At 57.4% G+C, this 24,837-nt stretch carries 15 protein-coding genes; 4 read left to right on the top strand and 11 right to left on the bottom strand.

The genetic code is table 11. The annotated features are described in order from the left end of the window. The first annotated feature begins 486 nt into the window (after positions 1-486). On the top strand, positions 487-5,865 hold the full coding sequence (locus CSQ89_RS08770) for a TcdA/TcdB pore-forming domain-containing protein (RefSeq protein WP_099405788.1): 5,379 nt from the start codon (positions 487-489) through the stop codon (positions 5,863-5,865). A gap of 107 nt (positions 5,866-5,972) precedes the next feature. Here CSQ89_RS08770 and CSQ89_RS08765 read toward each other — a convergent pair whose 3' ends face one another. The 10 genes from CSQ89_RS08765 to CSQ89_RS08720 all read right to left on the bottom strand — a co-directional run bounded on the left by CSQ89_RS08765 (position 5,973) and on the right by CSQ89_RS08720 (position 19,514). Then, entirely contained in the window at positions 5,973-6,752 is a 780-nt protein-coding gene (locus CSQ89_RS08765; RefSeq protein WP_099405787.1) for a 2,3-dihydro-2,3-dihydroxybenzoate dehydrogenase, read from the bottom strand. A 14-nt stretch (positions 6,753-6,766) separates the two neighbouring features. Then, complete coding sequence (locus CSQ89_RS08760) at positions 6,767-7,609, bottom strand: ABC transporter ATP-binding protein (protein ID WP_199065341.1); 843 nt, start codon at positions 7,607-7,609, stop codon at positions 6,767-6,769. Beyond that, on the bottom strand, positions 7,606-8,673 hold the full coding sequence (locus tag CSQ89_RS08755) for a FecCD family ABC transporter permease (protein WP_099405786.1): 1,068 nt from the start codon (positions 8,671-8,673) through the stop codon (positions 7,606-7,608). Before CSQ89_RS08755 ends, CSQ89_RS08760 begins: the two co-directional genes overlap by 4 nt. Next, positions 8,670-9,695, bottom strand: a complete 1,026-nt coding sequence (locus tag CSQ89_RS08750; protein ID WP_099405785.1) for a FecCD family ABC transporter permease — start codon at positions 9,693-9,695, stop codon at positions 8,670-8,672. Before CSQ89_RS08750 ends, CSQ89_RS08755 begins: the two co-directional genes overlap by 4 nt. Positions 9,696-9,703: 8 nt before the next feature. Continuing rightward, on the bottom strand, positions 9,704-10,645 hold the full coding sequence (locus CSQ89_RS08745) for an ABC transporter substrate-binding protein (RefSeq protein WP_099405784.1): 942 nt from the start codon (positions 10,643-10,645) through the stop codon (positions 9,704-9,706). After that, positions 10,642-11,469 carry a siderophore-interacting protein gene (locus CSQ89_RS08740; RefSeq protein WP_099405783.1) on the bottom strand — a complete coding sequence of 276 codons (828 nt, stop codon included), beginning with the start codon at positions 11,467-11,469 and terminating at the stop codon, positions 10,642-10,644. The genes CSQ89_RS08745 and CSQ89_RS08740 overlap by 4 nt, the downstream gene beginning before the upstream one ends. 347 nt (positions 11,470-11,816) lie before the next feature. Further along, positions 11,817-15,785 carry a non-ribosomal peptide synthetase gene (locus CSQ89_RS08735; RefSeq protein WP_099405782.1) on the bottom strand — a complete coding sequence of 1,323 codons (3,969 nt, stop codon included), beginning with the start codon at positions 15,783-15,785 and terminating at the stop codon, positions 11,817-11,819. Position 15,786: 1 nt separating this feature from the next. Then, positions 15,787-16,659: an isochorismatase gene (locus CSQ89_RS08730; protein ID WP_186293370.1), complete on the bottom strand. Its 873-nt coding sequence runs from the start codon at positions 16,657-16,659 to the stop codon at positions 15,787-15,789. A 36-nt stretch (positions 16,660-16,695) separates the two neighbouring features. After that, on the bottom strand, positions 16,696-18,339 hold the full coding sequence (locus CSQ89_RS08725) for a (2,3-dihydroxybenzoyl)adenylate synthase (protein ID WP_199065338.1): 1,644 nt from the start codon (positions 18,337-18,339) through the stop codon (positions 16,696-16,698). Next, positions 18,336-19,514, bottom strand: a complete 1,179-nt coding sequence (locus tag CSQ89_RS08720; protein ID WP_099405779.1) for an isochorismate synthase — start codon at positions 19,512-19,514, stop codon at positions 18,336-18,338. The genes CSQ89_RS08725 and CSQ89_RS08720 overlap by 4 nt, the downstream gene beginning before the upstream one ends. Before the next feature lie 504 nt (positions 19,515-20,018). On the opposite strand from CSQ89_RS08720, the gene CSQ89_RS08715 reads away from it, so the two are divergent. Next, entirely contained in the window at positions 20,019-21,086 is a 1,068-nt protein-coding gene (locus CSQ89_RS08715) for a 3-deoxy-7-phosphoheptulonate synthase (protein ID WP_099405778.1), read from the top strand. A 63-nt stretch (positions 21,087-21,149) separates the two neighbouring features. Next, entirely contained in the window at positions 21,150-22,388 is a 1,239-nt protein-coding gene (locus CSQ89_RS08710) for an MFS transporter (RefSeq protein ID WP_099405777.1), read from the top strand. 103 nt (positions 22,389-22,491) lie between these two features. Here the strand turns inward: CSQ89_RS08710 and CSQ89_RS08705 are convergent, their stop codons facing one another. Continuing rightward, positions 22,492-23,598 (bottom strand): peptidylprolyl isomerase, encoded by a 1,107-nt coding sequence (locus CSQ89_RS08705; protein ID WP_233203019.1) that lies wholly within the window; start codon positions 23,596-23,598, stop codon positions 22,492-22,494. Positions 23,599-23,621: 23 nt separating this feature from the next. Here CSQ89_RS08705 and CSQ89_RS08700 point away from each other — a divergent pair, with 23 nt between their 5' ends. Continuing rightward, positions 23,622-24,812 carry a GGDEF domain-containing protein gene (locus CSQ89_RS08700; protein WP_099405776.1) on the top strand — a complete coding sequence of 397 codons (1,191 nt, stop codon included), beginning with the start codon at positions 23,622-23,624 and terminating at the stop codon, positions 24,810-24,812. The last annotated feature ends 25 nt before the right edge of the window (positions 24,813-24,837 follow it).

Genomic DNA, 24,837 nt, shown 5'->3' with positions numbered 1-24,837 from the left:
CTATTTCGATCGCCTGGGAGTTCCAAGACTCGCCTAACCTCAACTTCTCGAACCGCCCGGTGCGGACCCGCATGCCGGGTGGTGTGGCAGGGGTCAGCCAGGTAATCTAGCCGCCCCTATGCCGATTCGCCAGGGTCGGTTTTTCCAGAGCCTGTTCAAAGTCCCACGAGCTAGGGCAAGACAAGGCAGCCCTTGAGGAAGCGGCATTTACAAGTGGCAGATGAGCATTCCGAGGACGTTTTCAACACCGCATCGCCAACACCCAGCAGATAATTAGACAAGTTCATAGCAATGCCATTGTCAAATGCACCTGACCAGCAACTTATTCAGAAAAGACCTTTCTACTACTAAACATTCTCCGACCAAAGCCGCTTGCTAGGCATAGCGGCCATTACTTTGAACGGTGTAGAAGTGGCAGCAATTGTTACAGGGCTGGATTCTGGTTTGACTCAAGGTCGCTTGAGCGCGGACTTACAGGCAAAAACCATGGGCCCCGCTGGCGAAGACGTCTCGGCCAATATCGCCAAAGATAGCCCTAACTTACAGCAATGCGACATGCTATTGCTTGGACATGGGACACAGACCAATCCTTCTATCTACAACAGCCAAGCCCAGTTCATCGACGAAATTTGCGATATCCACAGCGAGCATGACAGCCCGTGCAGCAATACAGGTGCTAAGCGGCGACGCCGAGAGACCTCTGTTTCTGGCCTAACTGCTGCTGCATTGCCTCCGCCGCTAAGCAATCTGAGTATTGAGGACAAGATCGCCAACTATATCTTGGCCATTGCCTTTTCCAATGAACATATTGAGGTGGGCGTCGCTCGTCCGCTCAATAAACAGCCTGATGGCAAACCGCTCTCAAACACAAAAATTACGGAGAGGAAAAAGATTTTTGAAGAGCGCGTTGTCGCATGCGTTGGAAGCTGGCAGCTACGGCAAAACCAGCAATTAAGGATTCAATCCTACATCGAAGGAACCCAAGATTTACCGAATGGGCCCACGATGGCAAAGGGATGGTCGGAGATCAGCGAGCTTCGCATGGACACCGTTGCGGTAGTTAACATCGACCGCACCTTGTATGTCGCGGCGAATTTCAAAACACGCATCAGCAACGTGAATGAAGACAATACAGTTAGGACCCCCTCGGGACGTGACAATCAAAGCTTTTCCATACAAGAGGATAAACCCGGCAATCGGGTCGCTATTCTTGATCAACTCTATACCGAACTCGGGGAAGAAGCGCCATTCGACAAAGTCGTCTTCGTAGAGATGGCACGCGCACCGACCAATCTCGCAGAGTCGGCCGCCCCGCACGCAGAAATGCAACTGCTGTCCTACCTGAAAGCGCAAGGCAAGAACCTGGCGGGCGTAACTTTCGGCATCTCAAAACCTGCATGTACCCAATGCAAAGATGTATTAGCGAACAGCCATATCTTATTCCGTACCGGAGTGGCGACGGGGGAAAGCGCTAACTCCGCCCCCAAAAATTGGCTCTCATTGCAGCAGATCGATGAACAGGGAGGGGTTTTAGCGAAATATGAAACCTTTACCACGCACGGCGCACTTATAAGCGATTATCGCGCTGTCACAGCCGAGCAATGGCGCAAACCTTCACCGTCACAGCTAACCCGCCTCCAGAGCGTAGCTACCTCCGCGTCACGCACAGGCACACCGCCTAAACCCTACGTGATTATCCAGCTCGACGGCGACCCTATTGGTTTTCATGCTGCCCACAACCAATATCTGCGCTATCCCGCCGATCAAGTTCGTTGGTTGCAATGGAACGCCTCACTCACCGGGCCAATAGTCGACGCCGTTTCTCGCCAGCCCTATACTGAACTACCTAATACCAATGGCGCTTCCCTCTTTTTGGTTGGCCATACCACCCAGTCAAACGAAATGGACAGCGGCGGTGTCCATTTCGCAGGCCTGAGCGCCAAGAGGCTCGTCACTAAACTGTTTAGCGCTAATCCAGCCAATAGGCTCCCTTCCCAGATCAGCTTATTAGGAATAGAGCTGGCGCAAGCAGGCTTCCCCTCACTCAGTGAAAATTTTACTAAGCAATTGGCGCTGAGTATCGCCCGACACTCACCCACTGCCCGGTTAGGGGTCGCTGCACGTGACACATTGGTACGCATCAATGCCGCAGGACGACGCGAAACACTACGCTTCATGGCGGAGGGGCACGCTGTCTGGAAAACGGGAGACGATTCTAATAAAACCATTGTCATGACCGACGGAAAAGGCGGGATAACCGTTGCGCCACCAAGGCAGGCCCAATGGGAAAGCGCGATTACCGACCCAACCGTCCTCTTGACTGATACCATTTTTCCCCAGCCGGCGCTGACCACGCGGGATCGACTCACAGATATGTATTTCGTGCAGCTGAGTCTGCAAAAACAGGAGGCAGATCGAATTGCAGGTGTATTCCGGCGCGCGGCAACCCATTTCATCCCTCCCAGCGAAAACCAGCCGGGGCAATTGATCCCGCTATTACATACGCTAAAAGAAGAACCCAATGGCCGCTACAGTATCGATTTCGGTCGGCGCCAACCTCCCTACGACATCGTACGCTACAGCGGCAGTGATCCTGGATTCATTGAGGCCAAGCGCTATATCGACCGACTGAACCAAGCGATATCCGCAGCAAACGACAGCGAAGATGTCACGATTGACGGTATTGGGATCACAGCTGCATTTGCTTTCCAAGCCTTGATAACCAATCTGAACGATCAGGACCAAACACTCACTGCCGACCGTACCCCCAGTACGAGCCAAAATCTCGCACTGGCTGTGCGAATTCATGACTATGTGAATACCGCGCAAATGGGGCAAGCGGCGCTTCAGGATATCAACAGCCTCGGACGACTTGTGAACAGTGCGCTCCGGGCTGAGAATTCACTCTTCCCGTTTGGTGGCGCCGCTAGCAAATTTCTGACAGGGACCGGTATTGGGTTGCATCTGGCAAGCATTGGGCTGGATATTTACGAACTCAGCCAAGCTTGTAGCGAACAACAAAAAGCTATTTTCGGCACCCGTCTCGCATTCGATTCCGCCGGTCTCGCCGTGATGGGAACAAGCCTTCTGGGAGAAGGAATAGCTGCCTTCACGACACCTGCCGGCGTGCTTCTGGCAGGCCTGGGAGTGGGCATATCGGCCCTCGTCAAGACATTCTCGGACATCGCCCAGAATGCAGAGGAAGTCGGCCAGCATTTCGCTCAGTTGAAAGCGGCTTATTCCACTCAGACTGGCGCCACCAGCGGTGGGTATCATTACGATGCCGACAAACAGCTGCTGGTTCCGATGCCCTTTGCCGTAATCGAAACCCTCGACCTGAAAAACCGTCGCACCACCTTCTCTTCACCGATGCTCTATCGCTCCCACCACGGCATCACCGGCTCGGGGTACATCAATTACTTCTTCTGGGCTGGCGATATGCCAACGAGTGTCCATGATCGTGGGCAGGCGCTGAATATTCGCAACAGGCTTGGCATCAACTCGGAAGCCACATTACCGGCGAATAGCAACCTGCTTGGCACCAGTCCAGGGGCCACCATGCTTTTGCTGCCAGCTACCCCCCAGTATTACATCGATTACCGCTACAACCTGTTGCCTGGTGCGACGACAAAACACCTATTTTCTGGTGCTGACCACGGTTTTAACATTCTGCGTAAGCTAGAGGAAAAATACGACTTTGATTTTGATTTCTATATCTTTCCGTCGGAACAAATCATTGAAAAGATTTTCATTGAATACGTATCAACAGACATAAAATTGATATTGGACAATCAAATACGCAACATACAAATGCCGATGCTGCCGAATAATATGCACGGCCATTTGCATTACACATTGCAGGCTCAAAGTGGTCAGTATGTAGTCGGTTTACAGCCAGGCAGCCGACTGACTCTCAAATCAGACGAGCCAGCAAACACTAAATGGGTACTCGATGCACGTGGGCTGCCCAATCGCGACATTGTCTTTGGTACAGGTACTTTATCAATAGGCGGTATCACTCTCTCGCTTCCGGATAACGTCGCCCCCCAACAAATCAGTGTCATTAAGCAAGACGACCAAATAGTGAGGTTGGACCTAGGCATTAAGCGTGAGAAGCCCATAACCAACGTAATAGATGCAACGCAACTAAAACAGCGCGGGGAAAATCTGAATAGTCAACTACAAACCTTGGCCCGTCAGCATATGTTCGCTAGCGATTATGTAGAAGTGCTTCACTATGTTCCCCCCACGCCAGATGGCCAACCGACCCAACCAACTATCCCGCGCGCTTATTATGACGTAGAGAAAGGACGCTACCTGTACGCCAAGGGCTATCCCGATGCTGTGCTGGTCACCCAGTCTGGAAGCTACGCATACTTCTATGATCGCCTCTCTATACCCCACCAAGTACTCCAGGTCGACATAAATAGCGGGGAAATACGCACCCGTTATTGTTTACCGTCAAACACCGGTAGCCTGACCGTATGGCAGGAAATGGGCGTCGTTTGTTTGGCGGCAAACCTGCCGGGAGACCAGGGAGCGGCAACTTACCGTATTATCAGAGACACACTGGAACTGGTCCGGGTGCGCGCCAGCACCGCGCTTTTGGCGCAACTAAGTACCAACAACGTACCAGACCTGGCAGTCGCCTTACGCCCTTATCTTGCTGGCGTGCAAAGCATTGCGACTGACTCACCCACCCCGCGACAGGCAGACCTGCCGCAGGAGGGATTTGTTGTCGTTGATCATTTCGACCCGCAAATGACGTTACAACAACGTTACTGGCTACGCAGTCGAGACGGCGCTGTGATCAAACCAATATTCAATCCCTCGCTGCAAAATAACGCCTCAAGCAGGCTCACGCCTATAGATCTTACCCTGGTAAATAGCGGTTATAGAGCAGAGGATGGTAGTGAGGTATTTGATTTCTATAGCGCCAAAGAAAAGCTGGTGTATCGCCAGAAGCGCAGCCAGTCAATGGTCTGGCACGAGTACATTCACGACACTCCCCAGGTATCCGTCGTCAATGGCCAGCTTTACCTCATCACGCAGGAGGGGTTGGTGAAACAATTTGATACCAAAAGCAATTACACCCTGACTGCTGTCACGCAATCGTGGCTCAAGCATCACCCTGCATGGTGGCAAGACCTTAAGACGCTGTCGGAAACAGACAATACCCTGTCGGTACTGGACATCAAACGCTCAGACGACACCGCATTATCTGTCTGGTTGAAAGAAGACATTATCGTCATCGCTGATCCCAACCTACCGCGTACCCTGCAGCTATTGGGGCTTGATGTCAGCAAGCAATACGCTTGGCTCTACGACGCCAATTCGGCCACGCTGTACAAGCAGCCATTACTCGACAATGCCGGTTTATCGCAGGCATTTGGCCAAGGAACAAAACTGCTCGCCGATACATGGGTTCCCGCGGCCAAATCGACATCCTTTCCTGGCTTGTCCCTGCTGGGTAACACCCTCTCCGTGCAAAACGAGACCAGCACACTCCCTCCATTGATTAGAGGGATAACGCAGCTAGTTGTAAGCCCACGCACCCGGATGCAGCTAACACTGGATTCAGCGCAGTGGGCCCACTACCAAAATGTGGTCGTCGATCTTAGCCATGTGAATGAAACCAGTACTGGCGAAATGAAAATTTCACTCACCATGCCCACCCCCCATACGTTACAGACAGAACGGCTGGGAGATGACTGGATCATCGCGGAAAGCTCAAGTGATAAATCATTGGTCTTGAAGAACGCATACTCCGTACCAAACATGCTGAATACCACTGCTACCTTGATCCTGCCAGGCGTAGAACAAAGGGAACGCGCGCTGAACCCACTGTACGAGATACTCAAATAGTCAGCAGGCAGAGCGAGAAACAGCAGGTGTAGAGCTTGGGGGGCTTCAAGTCGGCGCGCGACGTTTTAGGATAATCAAAGGCCCGCTTTTACAAAGCGAGCCTGTGATCAAGCTGCCAACGTAGCGCCGCCATCCACACGCAGGTCATGCATCGTGATCTGCCGTGCTCGGTCGGACGCTAAAAAACACACGGCTTCGGCAATGTCATCAGGGTCAGCGATGCGGCCCAGTGGAATGCCCAAACGCCAGGCATCCATATCGCCATCGATCACCTTCTGGGCGCTATCCGCGCTGGTCCAGAGCTGACGCTGCATTGCGGTATGCGTGGAACCCGGCGACACCGTATTGCAACGAACACCATGCGGAGCCAGCTCCAGCGCCAGGCAACGCATGAAATGGGCGGTTGCCGCCTTGGATGCGCAATAGGCCGCCATATTCAACCTGGGCACCGCCGCCGCATTGGAACCCACGGTAACGATTGCCCCTCTGCCCCGTCGCACCATGCCTTGGGCCACTGCCCGACAAAGCTGGAAGGGGCCAGTTGTATTGACGGCAAAGGTATCGGCCCAATCGGTATCGCTCATCCCCAGGATGCTACCGGGCCGCAAGATGCCGGCGACATTGACCAGGATGTCAATCGCGCCCAACTCCAGTTCGCACCGCACCACTGCGGCGTTGATGGCCATGCCATCCCGCAGGTCGGCGGGAAGGGCCAGGGCTTTTTTACGCCCACTACGCTGCAATTCGGTGACCTGATGCGTCAACCCCGCCGCGTCACGGTCAAGCAATGCAACCGTTGCACCACCTGCAGCCAGCATATGAGCAACTGCTGCGCCAATACCTTGCGCCGCGCCACTGACCAGCGCCACTTTGCCTGCAAATTCCATGCAAAACTCCCGTTCTATAGGTGGGTGAATTCAACTTCCGCTGGCGTACGTGACCCCACCTTGGGTACCACCACTGGCGCGCCATCACCGGGTGCCTGCAGCACGTCGGCATCGACACCATAGAGCTGCCGGATCAGATCAGGCGTTACTACCGTACGTGGTGCACCATTGGCTACTACGCGTCCATCACGCAGCGCCAGCAGACGGTCGGCGTAACGCGCAGCTGCCGCCAAATCGTGCAAAACCAGGACCACACTGCGCCCCAATGCGGCCAAACGCTTGAGCTGGCCCAGCACTTCCAGCTGGTGGCCAAGGTCAAGCATCGAGGTCGGTTCATCCAGCAGCAGAATGGGGGTCTCCTGCGCCAAGGCCATCGCCAGCCAGCAACGTTGCCGTTGCCCGCCCGACAATTCGTCGAGCCGTCTTTCGGCAAGTGCGCTGACTTCAGTCGCAGCCAGCGCATGACGAACAGCGCGTTCGTCCTCGCTCGACCATTGGCTGAACAAACCCTGGTGCGGATGACGGCCATGGCGCACCAGACCTGCAACGCTGATGCCTTCCGGCGCAATCGGGCTTTGTGGCAGCAAGGCCAGTTGCTTAGCCACCTCACGGGCACGCAAGCGGGACATATCCAGCCCATCAAGCAGGACCTTGCCCGCGCTGGGTTGATGCAAGCGCGCCATACAACGCAGCAGCGTTGATTTACCGCAACCATTGGGGCCAACAATCGCCAATAGTTCCCCTGGATACACCGTGACATCCACCCCATGCAGCACTTCACGCGTGCCGTGCGTAGCGACCAGCTTCTCAACACTGAGATGGGGTCTCAGGACTTCCGTATTTCCCGGCATGTTCATGGATGCCTCCTCTCGTGCTCGGCGAACAACAGCCATAACAAACAGGGGCCGCCAAGTAATTTACAAACAACACCTACAGGCAGGTCGGTATCCGGCACCAGGATGCGTGCTACGGTATCGGCCAGCACCACCAGCATCGATCCGGCAAGGGCGCTGCCCAGTAAGGCTAATCGACCACCACCGCTAAGTTTTTCTGCCAGCAAAGGGGCTGCGAGTGCGACAAAAGCGATGGGCCCACATAAACCAATTGCCAAACCGGCCAGCGCCACCGCCGTGAGTAATGCCTGCCACTGGCACATCCGCAACGACAAACCCAGGCTGGACGCGAGATCCGACTCAAAACGCAATAGCACCAACCGGCGATGGCTGAACAAAGTAATCGGCAGCAATACGACCAACCCCACAGCCAGCGGCAAAGCGGCGGTATAGCCACGCCCGTTCAGGCTGCCCAGGCTCCAGCTATACAAAGCACTGGCGTGGAGCAGTTCCTGCCGGGACATTGCCAACTCCAGCCCCGCGCGCAACAGCGCACCCAGCGCCAAGCCCACAATCAACAAGCGCTGGCCCTGCGTGCCCATACGGCCTGCCAGCAACAGCAGCAGGCATACCGCAGCCAATGCACCAAGCGGCCCAACCCACCAAGGCCCAAGCATGCCGGTGCTGCCCGCGATCAACGCCAACAGCATGGCCAAGGTAGCCCCATCGGCCAAGCCGAGCAGATCGGGCGTCGCCAATCGGTTGCGCGTCAGCGCTTGCAACAAGCAGCCTGCCAACCCAAGCGCCGCGCCCGCCAGCAAGCCGACTACCGCGCGTGGCAACCGGAACTCATAAACAAGCAACTGCACAGCGCCATCGCCCTTGCCGGACACCAAAGCCAGCAATTCCCGTGGGCTGATCCAAGTCGAACCGGCTTGCAACGCAAACATCATGGCGAGCAAGACAGCCATCGCCAGCAAGCCATCTGCCAGCAGCGCACGCCGCGCAAACAAGAAAGACACGCGTCCCAGGCGTACGGGCACCAAACCCGGCTCAAGCAGGATGGATGACCTATCTGGCGCACTCATGATTTCACCCCACTGGTTGCCAAATCACGGCGTGCCAGCCATACCAGCAGCGGTGCGCCCAACAAAGCTGTCAGCGCACTCAGCGGCGTTTCAAACGGTTGGGCGACCAACCGAGCGCATAGGTCGGCGGCCAATAGCAAGCTGGCCCCCAGCCCGGCCGCGACCGGCAGTTGCAGTGAAAGATCGCTACCCACCCAACCCCGCGCCAGGAAAGGCGCCAGCAAACCAAGAAAGGCGACCGGGCCACACAAAGCCACGGCGCTGCCGGTAAGCAACGTTACCGTCACAGCAACAGCCAACCGCAAGACGACTGGCCGATGGCCCAGGCTGCGCGCCAAATCATCTCCCAGCAGCAACGCCGACAAGGGACGCGCCAAAATCAGCGCGCCAACCAAACCGGATACGATGGGCAGCGCAGCCCACGCACACAGCGCAAGCGTAACGCCCGCCAGGGAACCCAGTTCCCAGAAACGATATTGCTCGTAAGCTGCCGGCTGGCCCAGCAACAACGTCGCCGTCAGTCCCTGAAAGCTTGCGCCCAACGCCACACCGGCCAGTACCAACCGCAACGGTGCATGTGGTGCAGGCCGCCAATGAGCTGCCGCCAACACGCAAGCATTGCCTGCCATCGCGCCCATGCCCGCCCAAAGCAGATACGCTGGGCCACTCTGTGCGCCGGCATAGGTAATCCCCAGCACCACACCCAGCGCAGCGCCTGCATTGACACCGAGCAAGCCGGGCTCTGCCAGGGGGTTGCGGGTAACCGCTTGCAACAAGCCCCCGGCTACCCCCAACGCACTGCCAACCAATAAGGCCGCCAAGGTGCGCGGCAACCGTAAATCGAGCAGGACAGGCAAAGCAGACACCGATTGCGCATCAGCCTGACCCAACAAAAGCTTCAGGCTTTCTGCGGGCCCGATTGGACCCGCCCCCAGCAGAAGCGACGATACTGCCAACGCGGGCAGTATAAGCAAAGCAAGGTAGAGCGCACTTGGCGGTCTACCTGTGAAGTGAACATGCATGCTGCGACCTATGGTTTGGGCACAGCGGGCTTGGGGGCCGATGGGCTGGTCATTACCTTCTCAACTTCCGTCAGCATGGCATGTGCTGCCAGTGGGCCGCCCAGACTGGTCCAAAGCGAACCATCCACCGCCACCATGCGGCCATTGCGCACCGCTGCCAACTGCCGGAAGGCTGAACTGTGGCGTGCGGCAGACATCGCCTCGCTGGCTTGGCCATCTGCCGCCAGTGTGCCCACAAACAGCCAATCGCCATCGATACGTTGCAGCGATTCCATGCTCAAAGGGGGCGAGTGGGCGATGCCGGCCTGGTCCTGCCCTGCCGGGCGTTGCAGGCCGATATCCGCCAGCACCTTGCTGGAGAAAGCATCGCGCAACATATACGCCGGGCCTTGCGGGTTCCAACGCACCACGCTGACACGTGCGCCAGCGGCAGGCCCCAGGCGGCCGCGTAGTGCACTGGTTTTCTGCTGATAGCCCGACAAGACGGTTTGTGCCTCGTTGGTACGCCCGGTCATATCCGCAATACGGCGCAGTGCAGTCTGCCAATCTTCGCCCAGCTTATAGCTCACCACGGTAGGCGCGACCTTACCCAGCAGCGCCAGCATTTCCGCATCGGGCATACCACCAGCCAGGATCAAGTCGGGCTTGAGCGCCAATACCTTATCGAGCACCGGGCTGGCAAACTGGCCAACCGGCGTGATGCCCGTTGCAGCGGTACCGAGATAACGCGGCATAGTGCCCTGCCCACGCCCCAAGGTGGCGCCAACAGGCTTGATACCCAGCGCCAGTACGGCATCCAGATCAAGCTCCGACAACGCCACGATACGGCGTGGCGCATCGGGCACGGCAACAGCACGGCCCTGGGCATCGTTCACCATATGCATGCCTGCCAGGGCAGCGGCCGAGCAAAGCACCAGCAGCGCAGTACGTAATTGCGTCAGCATTTTCATTTCGCCACCTCTTCCAGTTCATCCATGATGCGGTGGCGCTCGGCGTGGTAAGCCTCTTCGGTATACGTGTCTTTCCAGTACGGCACGGCATAGAGCATGTCACGCGGCAGTTTGCGCTCGTGCAACAGCCAGTCGCGAATCGCTACCACCTGTGTACTCTCACCCGCCAACGTCACCGACACCCTGCCGGTAGGCCATGCAAGGTTGCGTACCGCGTCGAGCAAGCGCGTACTCGCGCCCGCCGCGGCACCATCGCGCGACAGCCATTGCAACTCGACGCCCACAGGGTGCGGCAACGGCATGATCTCGTCACGATTTGGCACTTCAACCAGGGCATACCCACGTGCATCAGCCGGCAAGGCATTCAACACAGCAGACAACGCCGCCAGCGAGCTCGGGTCGCCCACCAGCAAGTAGAAATCGGCATTGCGCTGATGACGATCCGGCCCAGCAGGGCCCGCCACACCAATGGCATCGCCCGCTTTGGCATGCAGTGCCCAGCGCGAAGCCGGGCCATCATCGCCATGCAGCACAAAATCCACGTCCAGCTCCCCTGCCGCGGCGTCGTAACGCGCTACGGTATAAGTACGCGAAATCGGACGCTGGTCGGCGGGTGGCCAGATGGGGCCATCGGGCCCCAACGTCGGCAACACTGGCTCGACTTGCCCTTCGCGGGCGAGCATGAGCTTGATATGGCTGCCTTCCTCACCCTCGGGGAAACCGGCCAATGCTGTGCCCACCAAGGTGACCCGGCGCAATTGCGGCGCCAGCTGTGTGATACGCCGCACGCGCAAAAGGCGCGGCGGGGTACGTGGTTTGCTCATGACGATTCCTATTTCTTGTATGTAGTCTCTTGCTACGTCACAAAACTGCTCAGAACCTGTTCACGATCTTACTGCGCAGCCGTGATCAGGGCTTATGTGCTGCTCGAAAGCCCCCGCAAGGGGGACGCCGAACTGCTACGGTGCTTACGCACCAAGAAGTTCGCAGCCTCATGTACAAAAGTACATTCCGGTTTCTGCGCTGCTCTGCACCCTGCTGACGACTGCTCAAGACAGATCTTGAACAAGTTCTCAGTACCTGCTGTCGGCCACTCTCATACGGGGCAAAGCAACAAAGCACTGCGCAGATATCAACCCTGCACCACCCTCATGGCGCAAGGTCTATTAATTCAATCGACCAACTTCGGCAAAAGCCTTTCCGCCAATACCCGGCCAATGTGTTCCAACGGTGCGGGTTGTGACATCGAAGAATGCGTGGAATCCACTTCAACACTGTCGATCACACCGCCTATCCATGGCTTCCAGTCAGCGGGTTGCGGGGACTCAGCAGGTTTTTGCTTAGCCACGAACAGCAGTAGATCGCCTTCAAATCGCTGAGTACGGGAGGTACGGAACAACTGCATGGTGAGTAAGGTCACTGCGCTCAAATTGGCGATGCGGGACGAATCAAAGCCTGCCAAGGGCCTGCCGGGTTGGCATAGTAAAGCAAGGATGGCTTCAATAGAGAGCGGCGCACCATTGTCATCGACCGACTTGTCACCGCCCACATCCAACAGCGCCACCAGCGCCTCACGTTCGGTGGGCGCTGCCTTACCCTGCCAACACTCGCTGGGAAAAGCATCCATCAAGGCCAGCAGGCTCACTGCTTCACCCATTGCCTCCAATTGCGCCGCCATGGCCTGGGCAATCGCTCCACCGGCTGACCAACCTAGCAGACGGTACGGCCCCAGCGGCTGAGCCGCACGCAGTGTTGCAACATAGTCAGTCACGAGGGCCTCGAATGACTGAGGCAAGTCACCGCTCAACCCCCTGGCTTGCAACCCATAGAGCGGTACACCAGGAAGCTGCCGCGCCAAACCGAAGTAGCACCAGGACAAACCTTCGGCAGGGTGAATACAGAACAAAGCCAGCCCATGGCCAGACTGGATAGTCAGAAGATGCGCAAACTCATTGCCATCGCCAGGAGGCTGATGGCCGATTGCCTCAATGGCATCCAACGCCAATGCCAATGCCGCCAAAGTGGGGTGGCTGAACAGCATCGACACCGCGACTTCCCTGCGCAATACCAGCTGCAAACGGTTAGCAACCTGTATGGCCTGCAACGATTTGCCGCCCAGGCTGAAGAAGTCATCGTCAGGCCGCAGACCATCAACGCCCAGCACTTCACGCCATACATCGGCCACCACGGTTTCCATCGGTGTCAGCGCCATCGGGGCGGCTGGGTCACGCTTTTGCGCCACACCCGCCAATGCCTTACGGTCGATCTTGCCATTGGCGTTACGCGGCAGGCGTTCGAGCAGGTTGTAGACGCCGGGCACGGCGGGGGCTGGTAAGCGTTGCAACAGCTGGCTACGTAGATCGGCAACATCCTGCAGCTCTGCATTGGCCACCACAAAGGCGACCAGCTGCTTGATGCCGCCAGCCAAGGTCTGGCCCAGTACTGCGGCCTCGACTACACCAGGGCAGGCCAGCAACGCGCTTTCTACCTCGGCAGGCGAGATGCGGTAACCGCTGAGCTTGAATTCATCATCGAGCCGGCCGAGATAGTAAATCTGCCCATCTGCCGCCAGACGAACCTGATCGCCCGTACGGTAGGCACGCGGGTTACCTTCCAGCGCAGTCATTGGCACAAAACGCTGGGCATTTTCTGCTTCGCATTGGTAATAGCTGCGTGCCAAGCCACCACCCAATAGGCACAGCTCACCGCTCTCGCCCAATGGCAGCGGGCGCAATGCCTCATCCACCACCGCGATACCCACACCGGGCAAGGGCCGGCCGATAGGTACCGCGTCGCCCAACCAAGTCAACGCATTTGGGCCCGCCAATTCGGCGGTTGTACAGATCACAGTTGCCTCAGTTGGCCCGTACGTATTGAGCAACACCACATGGCTCGGCGCCAGGGCGCGCCAACGCGCCACACGCTCCGCCAAGGCGGCTTCACCACCGATGATGCCAAGGCGCAGGCTGTCTGGCAGCTGCTCTTCGCCATGGTCCAGGCAATGCGCCAACTCGTGCCAGAATGCTGTGGGCAGATCGAGCACCGAAATACGCTGGCGTGCGCAAGCCGCCAAAAAGCGGGGCAAGGATTCCAGCATCGCCTCGGTACGCAATACCAGGGTTGCACCATGGGTAAGCGGCAGGAAAATCTCTTCGACACTGGCGTCGAAATGGAACGGTGCAAACTGCAATACCCGGTCGTTGGCGCGCATCTGGTAGCGGATGCTCGCACCGGCCAGGAAATGGTCCAAGGCATTACGGCCCAGCAGCACCCCCTTAGGCCGACCTGTGGAACCGGATGTGTAGATCACATAGGCCAGCGCATCTGCAGGCACTGCAACCGCTTCCAACAGAGGCGCAGCATGGCTCTCTCCAGCATCATCCAGGCACAGTACCGGCGTATCGCCTGCCAACGCGGCATATTGCGTCTGGGTGATCAGCAGTACCGGCTTTGCATCAACCAACAGTTCCGCGATACGGCCGGGCGGGCTGGCCAAATCCAGCGGCAGATAACCACCACCGGCCCACAATACCGCCAGGATTGCGACGATTGTGCTTGGCTGGCGTGGCAACAGCAGGGCAACACGGGTATCCGCACCCACGCCCTGCTCTGCCAGCTTGCCAGCCAATGCTTGGACTTGGAGCAGCAGTTCGCCATAGCTCAGCACCTGACCGTCTTGCTCCAAAGCAGCATGGTCTGGATGCATCGCAGCCTGACTTGCAAACGCCTGGAGCAGCGAAACATCATTCTCGGGCAATGCTTCGCCATAAAGAATGGCGTGCGTATCGCTCGTCACCGCAGGGAACAATGTATTGGGTGAACCCGGTACTTGGCTCAGGCCCTGCCCAAACAGTTCGACCAGCGGCGTAGTAGATGCCTTCAGTACGCTATCAAGCGTATCCACCAAACTGGCATGGCAGGTTTCAAGCCATGTTGCGGAATAAGCATCGGGATTTGCGTCGAAGTCGAGCCGCAAGCCATCAGCACGAGGCGCGATGGAAATCGACAGGTCCTCAACCGGCCCTGCAGAAATCGGCAGCGTGCTCAATGCCAAACCGCCAAAGTCCAACGGCCGTTCAAACGGCATGAGGTTGATTACTGTGCCGAACAGGCGTTTATTGCCACCCACGCGGCCAAGATCACGCCGCAGGTGTTCATAGCGATAGCGCTGATGTGGTCGGATCTCACGCATGGCCTTGGCGGCTTCACGTACGAGATCGGCAAAGCCGGCTTGCGGGTTGATGACAATACGCAACGGCACGATATTCATGGCCATACACGGCCGGTTCAACGTTACCGAACCCAACCGATTCATCACTGGCAGCCCCAGCGTCAAATCATTACTGCCTGTCTGGCGATACAGCCATGTTGCAATACCTGCGACCACCCAGGCTGCCCAGTCCACAGAAAGGTTAGCCGCTGCCTGCTGCCATGCACCGAAAGTATCGGGCGTCAGCTGGCCGCGCAGACGTTGTACCCCACGAGCAACCGGCTTCGGCATAGCCAGCAACGCAGGTTCAGGCGCATCGGTAAGCTTTGCCGACCAAAATGCCTGATCGCGTTGGCGAGCAGGTGAGGCTTCGTACGCTGCATCTTCATTCACCACCGACAGTAGCGACCAATCGCGTGGTGCACTGGTCTGCCCTGCCAGTAGCGAGGTATAACGCGCCGCTGCAGCCTGTGCTAACAGCGCATAACCATATCCGTCCAATGCAACATGATGGACAGCCAGGAACCAGATGTAATGCTCAGGCCCAAGCAGCAGCAGTTTGCACTGGAAGAGTGGTCCCTCCGCCAGACTGGTCGGGCGGGCAATGGCAGCCTGCATCCAGGCTTGCGCAGCATCAAGCGCAGATGACTCGGCGGAAAAATCGATGCGATCGAGCACCCAATCTTCCAACGTGGTCGGCGTCTGCCAAACCGTTTCCAGATCGCTGCCGAAACGCATATGCAAGGTATCGCACGCTGCGAGTACCTCACGTAGCGCCTGCTCCAGCACCACCTCGTTCAGCTCGCCACGCAGTTCCACTGCTTCCGCGGTCCAATACGAGGGATTGGCGAGGTCGAGCTGCTGACCGAGCCAAATACCGTATTGCGCTTCGGTCAGCGGCAAAGCCAGGGCTTGTTCGGCAGCACCCATGTCAGCGTTGTCCTTGTGCGCTCAGTAGTCCCCACCAATTCGTCAGCGTGGGCTGCTCACCCAGCTGGGCGAAACTGATATCTGCACCGGCAGCACGCCAACGTTCCACCAGGCTCATCAGGCGGATTGAATCGAGGCCGGCATACAAGAGGTTGTCATCAAACAACAAGTCGGAAGCTGGCATCTGCAGCAGCTTGGCTACTTCGGCGCGCAGCGCTGCCAGGCTCTGAGGCAAGGGGTTGGCAGGCTTTAGCGCGGCAATAGCCTGCTGCGTGCTCACCACCATACCGCAACGCTGCGAGACGTAATCCAACGCCATGGCGTGTTGTTCAGGCGAAAAGTCAGCTACGGCATCGCCCACATAAATCGGGCGAATATCGCGCATGAAAGCGTCGCTCGCTGTCACCATGCAGCCGATGTGCGCATAGATGCCGCAGATCATCAGCTGGTCACGCCCCAGGGCTGCCATCCGCGATTCCAAATCGCTACGTACGAAGGCGCTGTAGCGCCATTTGGTCAGCACCGTGTCGTTTGCACGCGGCGCGAGGGCTTCCACCACGGGCACACGTTCAGGCTGGGCGGTAATGCCGGGGCCCCACCACTCCTGCAACAAGCCCCGCTGCTCGGGCGACTGTTCACCCGGTTGGGCGGTATACACCACGGGAATACTCATTGCATCACACGCATCGCGCAGCTGCCGGATATTGGCGATCAACGTCGGGACCGGCTCGGCTTTCGGATCGAAGAAATCGAGAAAGTACTCCTGCATATCGTGTATCAGCAGCACAGCGCGCTTGGGCTCGGGCAGCCAGTTGACCCGGTTCTGGGGCAAGTTGGCAGGCATGGGATATGAAGCGATTCTGGGGATAGTCATGGGAGCATCAGTTTGAAAATAAGGGTCGTTCACGCGCTATTCGGCTGATTCAGCCAGGGCGCAGGCAATACGCTCGCGCAAGGTGCGTTTATCCACCTTGCCTACGCCGGTCTTGGGAAATTGATCGACAAACTCGAAACGGTCGGGAATCTTGTACTGGGCAAGGCCGCGCAGGCGCAAAAAACCGGCCAGCTCGACCATGCGCAATGCAGCACCAGGCCGGGCAATGATGAAGGCGCAGCTTTTCTCGCCCAGGTAAGCATCCGGCATGGAAACCAAGGCCGCGTCGTGTACCTGCGGGTGAGCCAGCAGGTGGTTTTCAACTTCTTCTGCCGCCACTTTTTCGCCACCACGGTTGATCTGGTCCTTGGCACGCCCTTCAACTACCAAGTGCCCGCTGGGCAACCTGCGTACCAAATCACCCGTACGGTAAAAGCCATCGGGCGTGAAAGCGCGTTCGTTATGCTGCTCGGCACGGTAATAGCCGCGAATGGTGTACGGGCCGCGGGTCAACAGGTGGCCCACTTCGCCATCCGGCAAATCGTGGTCTTCGTCGTCCACCACGCGGACTTCATCGTCAACCGAAATCGGGCAGCCCTGCGTAGTCAAAACCAATTCAATCGGGTCGTCGGCACGGGTGTAGTTGACCAGCCCTTCGGCCATGCCGAACACCTGCTGCAACTGGCAACCCAGCTCTGGCTCAACCCGGCGTGCCGCTTCCTCGCTGAACTTGGCTCCTCCCACTTGCAACCATTGCAGGCTGGCTAGCGCCGGCCGGTTCTGCTTGGCAGCATCCAACCAAATCATCGCCAAGGGCGGCACCAGCGCGGTATGGGTGACACCCTCACGGGCAATCAATGGGAAAGCGGCATCCGGCGCGGGGCTGCGGCTGAGCACCACACAACCGCCGGCATAGAACACACCCATGCTGCCAGGGGAACTCAATGGGAAGTTATGCGCAACCGGCAACGCACAGAGATAAATACTCTCCGGGGTAAGACCGCAAATTTCAGCACTGGCGCGCACACTGTAGAAATAGTCGTCGTGTGTGCGGGGAATCAATTTGGGTAAGCCAGTGCTGCCACCAGAAAGCTGCAAGAAGGCAATGTCCGCTGCGCTTGGCCCGACAGGATCTTCCATCCCACTCACTTCACGGTACAGACTGTCGAACGCCACGAATTCGGCTGCCTCCCCCACCACAATCACGTGGCGCAAGCTGGGTGCCAATGGCAACACTTCACACGCAAGCTGGCGGTAATCAAAACCACCATCTGCATCAGCAATCAGATACGCCACTGCATCGGTATGGGTGCAAAAATGACTGATCTCGGCGCGCCGGTGTGCGGGCAGCGCAAAGACCGGTAGCGCGCCAATACGAAATAAGGCAAAGATGGCGACGAAAAACTCCGCCACATTCGGCAGTTGCACCACGACGCGGTCTTGAGCGCGAATACCAATCGATCGCAGGCCAGCTGCCACTTTGTCAACACGCTGGTCCAAATCGGCATAGCACCAACGCCGCTCGCCACAAACCAGGGCGATCCGATCAGGCCATTGCTGGGCGCTGTCAGATAACAAATCACCCAGCGTCAGCCCTCGCCAATAACCAAGCGCACGATAACGGGCTGCCACTTCTTCCGGCCACGCAACGCAGCCTGGTAATACATCCTGTTTCATCATGCCTCCAATGCCGCTTCCAGGCCCATCGCCAGCAGCATGGTACGTAATTTGGCGCTGGTCTCGGCGAACTCAAGTTCGGGCTCGGAGCCAGCGACAATGCCCGCACCGGCATAAAGCGTGGCGCTATCAACACCGATTTCGGCACAGCGAATGGTCACTGCCCATTCGCCATCGCCTTCCGCATCACACCAGCCGACCAGACCGGCGAAATAACCACGGTCAAAACCTTCAACGGCGGCGATGAAGTCACGGGCGGCATTGGTGGGGAAACCACATACGGCCGGTGTAGGATGCAACGCGAGTGCCAAGGCCAATGAGCTATGGGTAGGGTCGATCAAATCACCACATACCTTGGTGCCAAGGTGCCACATGGTGGGTGTTGCATGCAGTGAAGGCGCAGCAGGGACGTGTAGATTTTCGCAATAGGGTCGTAACGAATCCGCTACCGCATCCACAACCAAAGCGTGTTCATGCCTGTCCTTGGCCGAATGCAGCAGGCCTTCGGCGCGTTTTGCATCCTCAATCGGATCGGCAGATCGGGGAATAGAACCCGCCAGCGGCTGTGATATGACCTCGCGGCCGTAGCGCGAGAGCAGGAGTTCTGGACTTGCACCCACCAAGTAGCGATGCTGATCCAGATTCACTGCAAATGTGTAGCCGTGGGCATTACGGCTCACCAACCGTCGCAACAGACTCGGTATATCCACCTTGGCTTGCAGCGCCAAAGCGCGAGACAAGACCACCTTCTCGAAGTCTTGTGCAGCAATACTGCCCAAGGCGCGGGCAACGTTGTGCTGATAGCTGCCGAGCGGCGGCATCATCTGCGTTTTACCAACGCACTGTGTCATCGGCGCTGCTATCGGTGAAATCGTGTCGTCGACACCTTGACCAACCAAGCAACGCGCAGGCAGGATAAGTCGTGCTGACGCATCGGAACGAAAAGGCACCGCACCCAGCAACCGTGGCTCACGCACGCCGTCACGTCTGGCTTGACTCAATAGAGTTGTCGCTGCTTCCACCAAATGGTTGTCGGCGCAAACCGATAGTTCAGCCCGCACCCCATCTGCCAATAATGTCTGCCGCCGAGAAGCAAACAAGGTGGCACTCGACTGATATTGGCTAAGCAAATCATTGGCCCGCAGGGCAATGCCAAGTTCTCGAATCCTGTCGTTCATCCTGGTTTTCCTCAAGCATGGTTGAGCCTTCACGCCCAAATAAGGCGTCAGGCCTGCAATCGACCCGCCGTAAACGGACCATGGCCGCGGTGAAATCGGGCCCATGCTAAAACCAAATGCGAACCGTTTGCAAATTTAAATGATATTGACTCTCATTTAAGTTTATTGGCATGATGCGATGCAATATGGCAAGGAAGACCCACCTACAAGCTGATATTCAGCAGCCAAACACCCGCATTTATTCAATTGAAACAAAAGCCTGCCATCTTTCATCCACGATGTTGAGCAAACGATGTTTGTATCTGAACACTGCCGGGCAACCTAAGCAATTGCCAGTGTCACGCTGACCATTACAGAACAAATATCAACCGTTTCTTATTTGACGATCCAGGCCACTTCAACACCCATCCCTGTTGGGCCATGCCGAACCAAACGTGATGTCTGTTTGACGCTAGCCAGATAAATCTGACGAGTAGAGGACCCCGCCCAAGCGAGGGAAAAGCAATGAAACGAGATCTACCCAATGACGGCGAGCTTCTGTCGTCCCAGCTTGTCCATATCGAACCCATGCCCTCACCCGATGAGGTTCGGTCGAGCCTACCCCTGACCGATCGCGCACTGACCACCGTGTTGAGCGGTCGCCACGCGCTGAGCAATATTCTCGATGGCCATGATCCGCGGCTTGCCGTCATCGTAGGCCCATGCTCGATTCACGACACGGTTGCAGGTCTGGATTACGCTAGAAGATTGAAAGCGCTGGCAGACGAGTTGGCAAGCCGACTCTACCTCGTGATGCGTGTCTATTTTGAAAAACCACGCACCAGCATCGGCTGGAAAGGCTTGATCAACGACCCTCATATGGACGGCTCGTGCCAGATTGCCGAAGGCATGGCGCGCGCGCGCCGCTTCCTGCTTGACGTCAATGAACTGGGGCTACCCGCCGCCACCGAGGCGCTCGACCCTTTATCGCCCCACTATCTGAGCGAATTGGTCAGTTGGACCGCCATCGGCGCACGTACTACCGAATCACAAACCCATCGCGAAATGTCCTCTGGCCTCGCCATGCCGGTCGGCTTCAAGAATGGTACCGATGGCAATGTCGACACCGCCGTCAACGCCATCATTGCTGCCGGCCGCTCACAAGCATTCCTCGGCATCGATCCAACCGGGCGTGCTGCCGTCCTTCGTACACCCGGCAACCGCTATGCCCACCTGGTGCTGCGAGGGGGCGGTGGGCGGCCCAACTATGATTCGGTCAGCGTCACCCTGGCAGAACAAGCCTTGCAAAAGGCAGGGCAAAAAGCCCGTATTGTCGTCGATTGCGCCCATGCCAACTCCTGGAAGAAACAAGAACTACAAGCCGCCGTGCTGACTGACGTCGTCCACCAACGGCAACGTGGCAACCGTTCCATTACCGGGGTCATGATCGAAAGCTTTATCGAGCCGGGTAATCAGTCCATCCCGGCCGACCTCAGCCAATTACGTTACGGCTGCTCGGTAACCGACTCTTGCGTGGGCTGGGCAGATACCGAAGCCATGCTGCGCAAAGCCTATGCCGCACTTGGCGCATAGGCCGTTAAAATGCGGCGCGATTCAAAATAAGTATTTACCTCCAATTCATTGAAAGTTGTCTCCATGGCTCACGCCCGTTTTTCGCGTGTCATCGCCCTTATTGCAGCAGTTCAGTTCGTCTATATCCTCGATTTCATGATGTTGCTGCCGCTGGGTGCGGATTTGGCGCGGGTGCTGGATTTCCCGGCTGACAAATTGGGCTGGCTCTCAGCCGGCTATACGTTGGCTTCTATGATGGCCGGATTGGTTTCCGTCAAATGGCTTGATCGCTTCGATCGGAAATCCGCATTGTTGGCCTGCCTGGGTGCACTGGTGCTTTGTACATTGGCAACGACATGGGCCGATAGTTTATGGAGTCTGCTGCTAGCCCGCGCTTTGACCGGTTTGTGCGGTGGCCCCGCAGTGGCAATTGGTATGGCCATGGTTATCGACTCAACGCCCCCCCAAGCACGTGGACAAGCAATCGCCCGGGTGATGATCGGCTTTTCGCTGGCCGCCATCGCAGGCGTACCAATGGCTTTGGAGTTGGCCCAACGCGGTAGCTGGACCACCCCGTTCTATGTGGTAGCCGCCCTCGCGGCACTGGTATGGATTGCCGTTGCCAAGCTGTTGCCCTCCATGCGTGCCCACATCGATAAAGCCGTAGAGATTACGCCGCGTACGCTGCTATCACGCCCCACAGTGCGGCTTGCCTACTTGGTTCAAGCTGCCAGCCAGTTTTCAGCCTTTCTCATCATCCCAAGTTTCGCAGCCTACTATCTAGTGAATCTTGGCTTCCCGCGTGAACATCTGAGCCTGCTTTACCTTGCCGGAGGTATAGCCGCACTCGTATTGATGCAAATATTGGGTCGCTTGAGCGACAAAGTCAGCCCGCGGCTAGCGGTCATCGTTGCCAGCGTGTGTTTTCTGCTGGGGCTCGCTCCGCTGTTCGGGCTGACAGACCTGCCGCTCTACTTGCCGTTCGTGGTGTTCATGGCAGGCAATGCCGGCCGTAACGTGAGTTTGGCCGCCATCACCAGCCAAATTCCTGCTGCTCACGAACGGGCAGGCTACATGGCGTTACAGAGCATGGTTCAGGATATCGCTATTACCGCAGCCGCCATGGTCTCCACCGTCACCTTGGGCATGTCCGGCGATGGCAAAATCACCGGCACCAGTACCAATGCAGCAATCGCCGCGGCATCCGCCACACTCGTTCTGGTTGGGCTATTCAAGCTTTACCAAAGTAGAACGGAAACCCCCGCGCCGCAGACTGCCGGACCCACTGAAGCGTATAACCCAATGAAACATGAGGCTTTGTAGCCCGGCCAACGTAAAGAAATCGCCGATAATAGGGGCAACCTGTTCAACGTGTTTTGCACATCAGCAATAGGGTGTTGAACAGGTACCAGGTGATGAAAGAGGCTTATTTCAAGCTCACAGGCTGTACTACCGGCCTGATGGGCACACTGATGTTGCAAACATTGATGTGCTCGGCGCTGTGTACATACCAATCACCACTGGCATGCCGCCGGGCCTCCACCCAAGCCTGCCAGGTGCGGGTGTCGGTTCGTAACAGCTCCAGCGCAGGCCGTTCTGCCTCCGGTAGGTCGGCCAGCAGGCGTACACTACGAATGGGGCTGTGCTGCTCGGGCTTGTCGTAAAAGCCCATCGCCCCACCACCGCGCGGTAAAGCCGCCAAAAACTCCATGCCTTTGACCACCCGCCCTACTACCGTGATATTACGGTCAAGCGCCCGTGGCGCCTGCCCAATAATTGCGTAAAGGCTGCTGCCATTACTGCTATCTACCGGGTTACCGCGCCCAGCCCCAATCACGCCATAGCAATGCGGAATCCAGGCTTGGTTGTGCTTGGGGTCGGCAGCGACGGGCATACCATCGATAAAGCCGGTCATCGGGGAAAAACCATCAGCATCTTTCAACGGGGTGAAAACCAGCCCTTTTTGGGGAATAGAGAACTCCGCCGGCAGCTTGGCTTCTGCAGAACCCAATGACTTGGGCTTTTCCTGCGCGGCATCTTCATCTTCAGGCGCACCCCACTGGGTCACGAAGTTGTCCTGCACCCGGATCACCGCCAAACCATCGAAATAACGCTCGTGTGCCAATTTACGGATATTCGCCACATGGCGGGGGGCAAACCGTGGTGCCAACTCCAGCAGCACTTGGCCGCCATTGACTTCCATCAGCAGCGTATTTTGCGGGTCCAGCACGCGCCAGTCGGTCGCAAGCGACTGCTTCAGCACGTCAGCCGGGCTGTTCGACCCCGATTTGGCGGCATAACCCACGCCAATCCCAGCAAGGATCATCAAGGTAAAGCGCAACATGAACTGAAGCACAGCCATCCTCCCGTGGTTTGGTAACCATCTGCCCCCGATCAAACAAGGCAGCGTCGCAAACAGCATGCCATGCAGGGCCGCTATGCCGAAATAGTGTCGTCCATAACGTGGCGATAAGGCGACATAGCCCAGAGCCTGGGCGACGTCTATGCTTACCCATGGGTTAAACAAAACCACGTATTGATCACTGCAGCCAGTGCATGAGCCTAGCGCCTCTCGACATCGCCACACTTGCTCTTTGTCGCGGCCTGATCCAGTTGCTGCTGTCTGGCCTATTGCTCTTCGCCATCCGTTACGACCGTGATGGCAGCGGCCCCGGCTATTGGGCTTTGGGCTTCGCATTGAATGGCTTGGCGCTGACCACTTTCGTCCTACGCCAACCCGAACTAAACGCACCACTCAACATCATCAATAATCTGGCCACCGGGTTTGGCAGCTGCGCCTTGCTGTTCGGTTTCTGGCGCTTCAATAAGCAGCAACCTCTCTGGCCCTTGCTCGCGCTGATAGGCGGCCTACCCATCGTCAGCCTCATAATCGGAGGCGATTTATGGCAAAACTCGGCACCGCGTGCCTTGATCACCTCATCGTCTCTTCTGGTGTTTTATATCGGCCTGCTGTTTCTGCTGGATAAACCGTACCGGCCCGAAATCGAGGTGCTGTTTCGCTGGCTGCGACGGCTGATTCTTGCCTATCTACCCATTTTTTTCTGGCAGTACGGCCTGCTGTACATAAGCTGGCTGGGTAGAGAACTCACCGGGCCGTATGAGATTTACCGCGCCGTATTTGGCATTGCCGCCCTGCTCTTCACTCTAACACTGGCGGTAGCCTGCATCGGCCTGCAGTTTGTGCGCATCTCGGCCCACAATGCTGATAGCGCCGTCACTGATTGGCTGACCGGATTGTTGAACCGTCGCGGACTCAGCTTGCTGGCAACCCAGGACGACGCCCGCCGTGAGCGCGACCGCGGCGTCAGCGCCGTCATCTGTCTGGATATCGACCATTTCAAGCAAGTGAACGACCGGCTGGGGCACGCCGCAGGCGACAAGGTGTTGCAGATGTTGGGCGAGGTTATTCGCGCCAACGTACGGGGCCATGATATTGCCGCACGCCAAGGTGGCGAAGAATTCGGCGTAGTGCTCGTAGGCAGCGATGAGATACAAGCGATACAGGTTGCCGAACGCATACGGCAAGACTTCAGCACCCGCAGCCTGACCCTTGGCTTGGCGCTGCAAGACCCGATTACTTTAAGCGCGGGAGTAGTCGGCATCGCCAATGACCGGACCGTACTACAGGCTCTCGATGCCGCCGATGTTGCGCTCTATGCTGCCAAGCGCGCAGGGCGTAACCGCGTCATGTCCGCTTCTTCAATGGCAGGTGCAGGGGGACCTTAAGCACGCTTATGGCGCTAAAAGCACC

Source organism: Chitinimonas sp. BJB300 (assembly GCF_002735695.1).
Lineage (GTDB): Bacteria > Pseudomonadota > Gammaproteobacteria > Burkholderiales > Chitinimonadaceae > Chitinimonas.
Note: the sequence above shows the minus strand (reverse complement) of the source record. Positions and strands in the feature narration are given on the sequence as shown.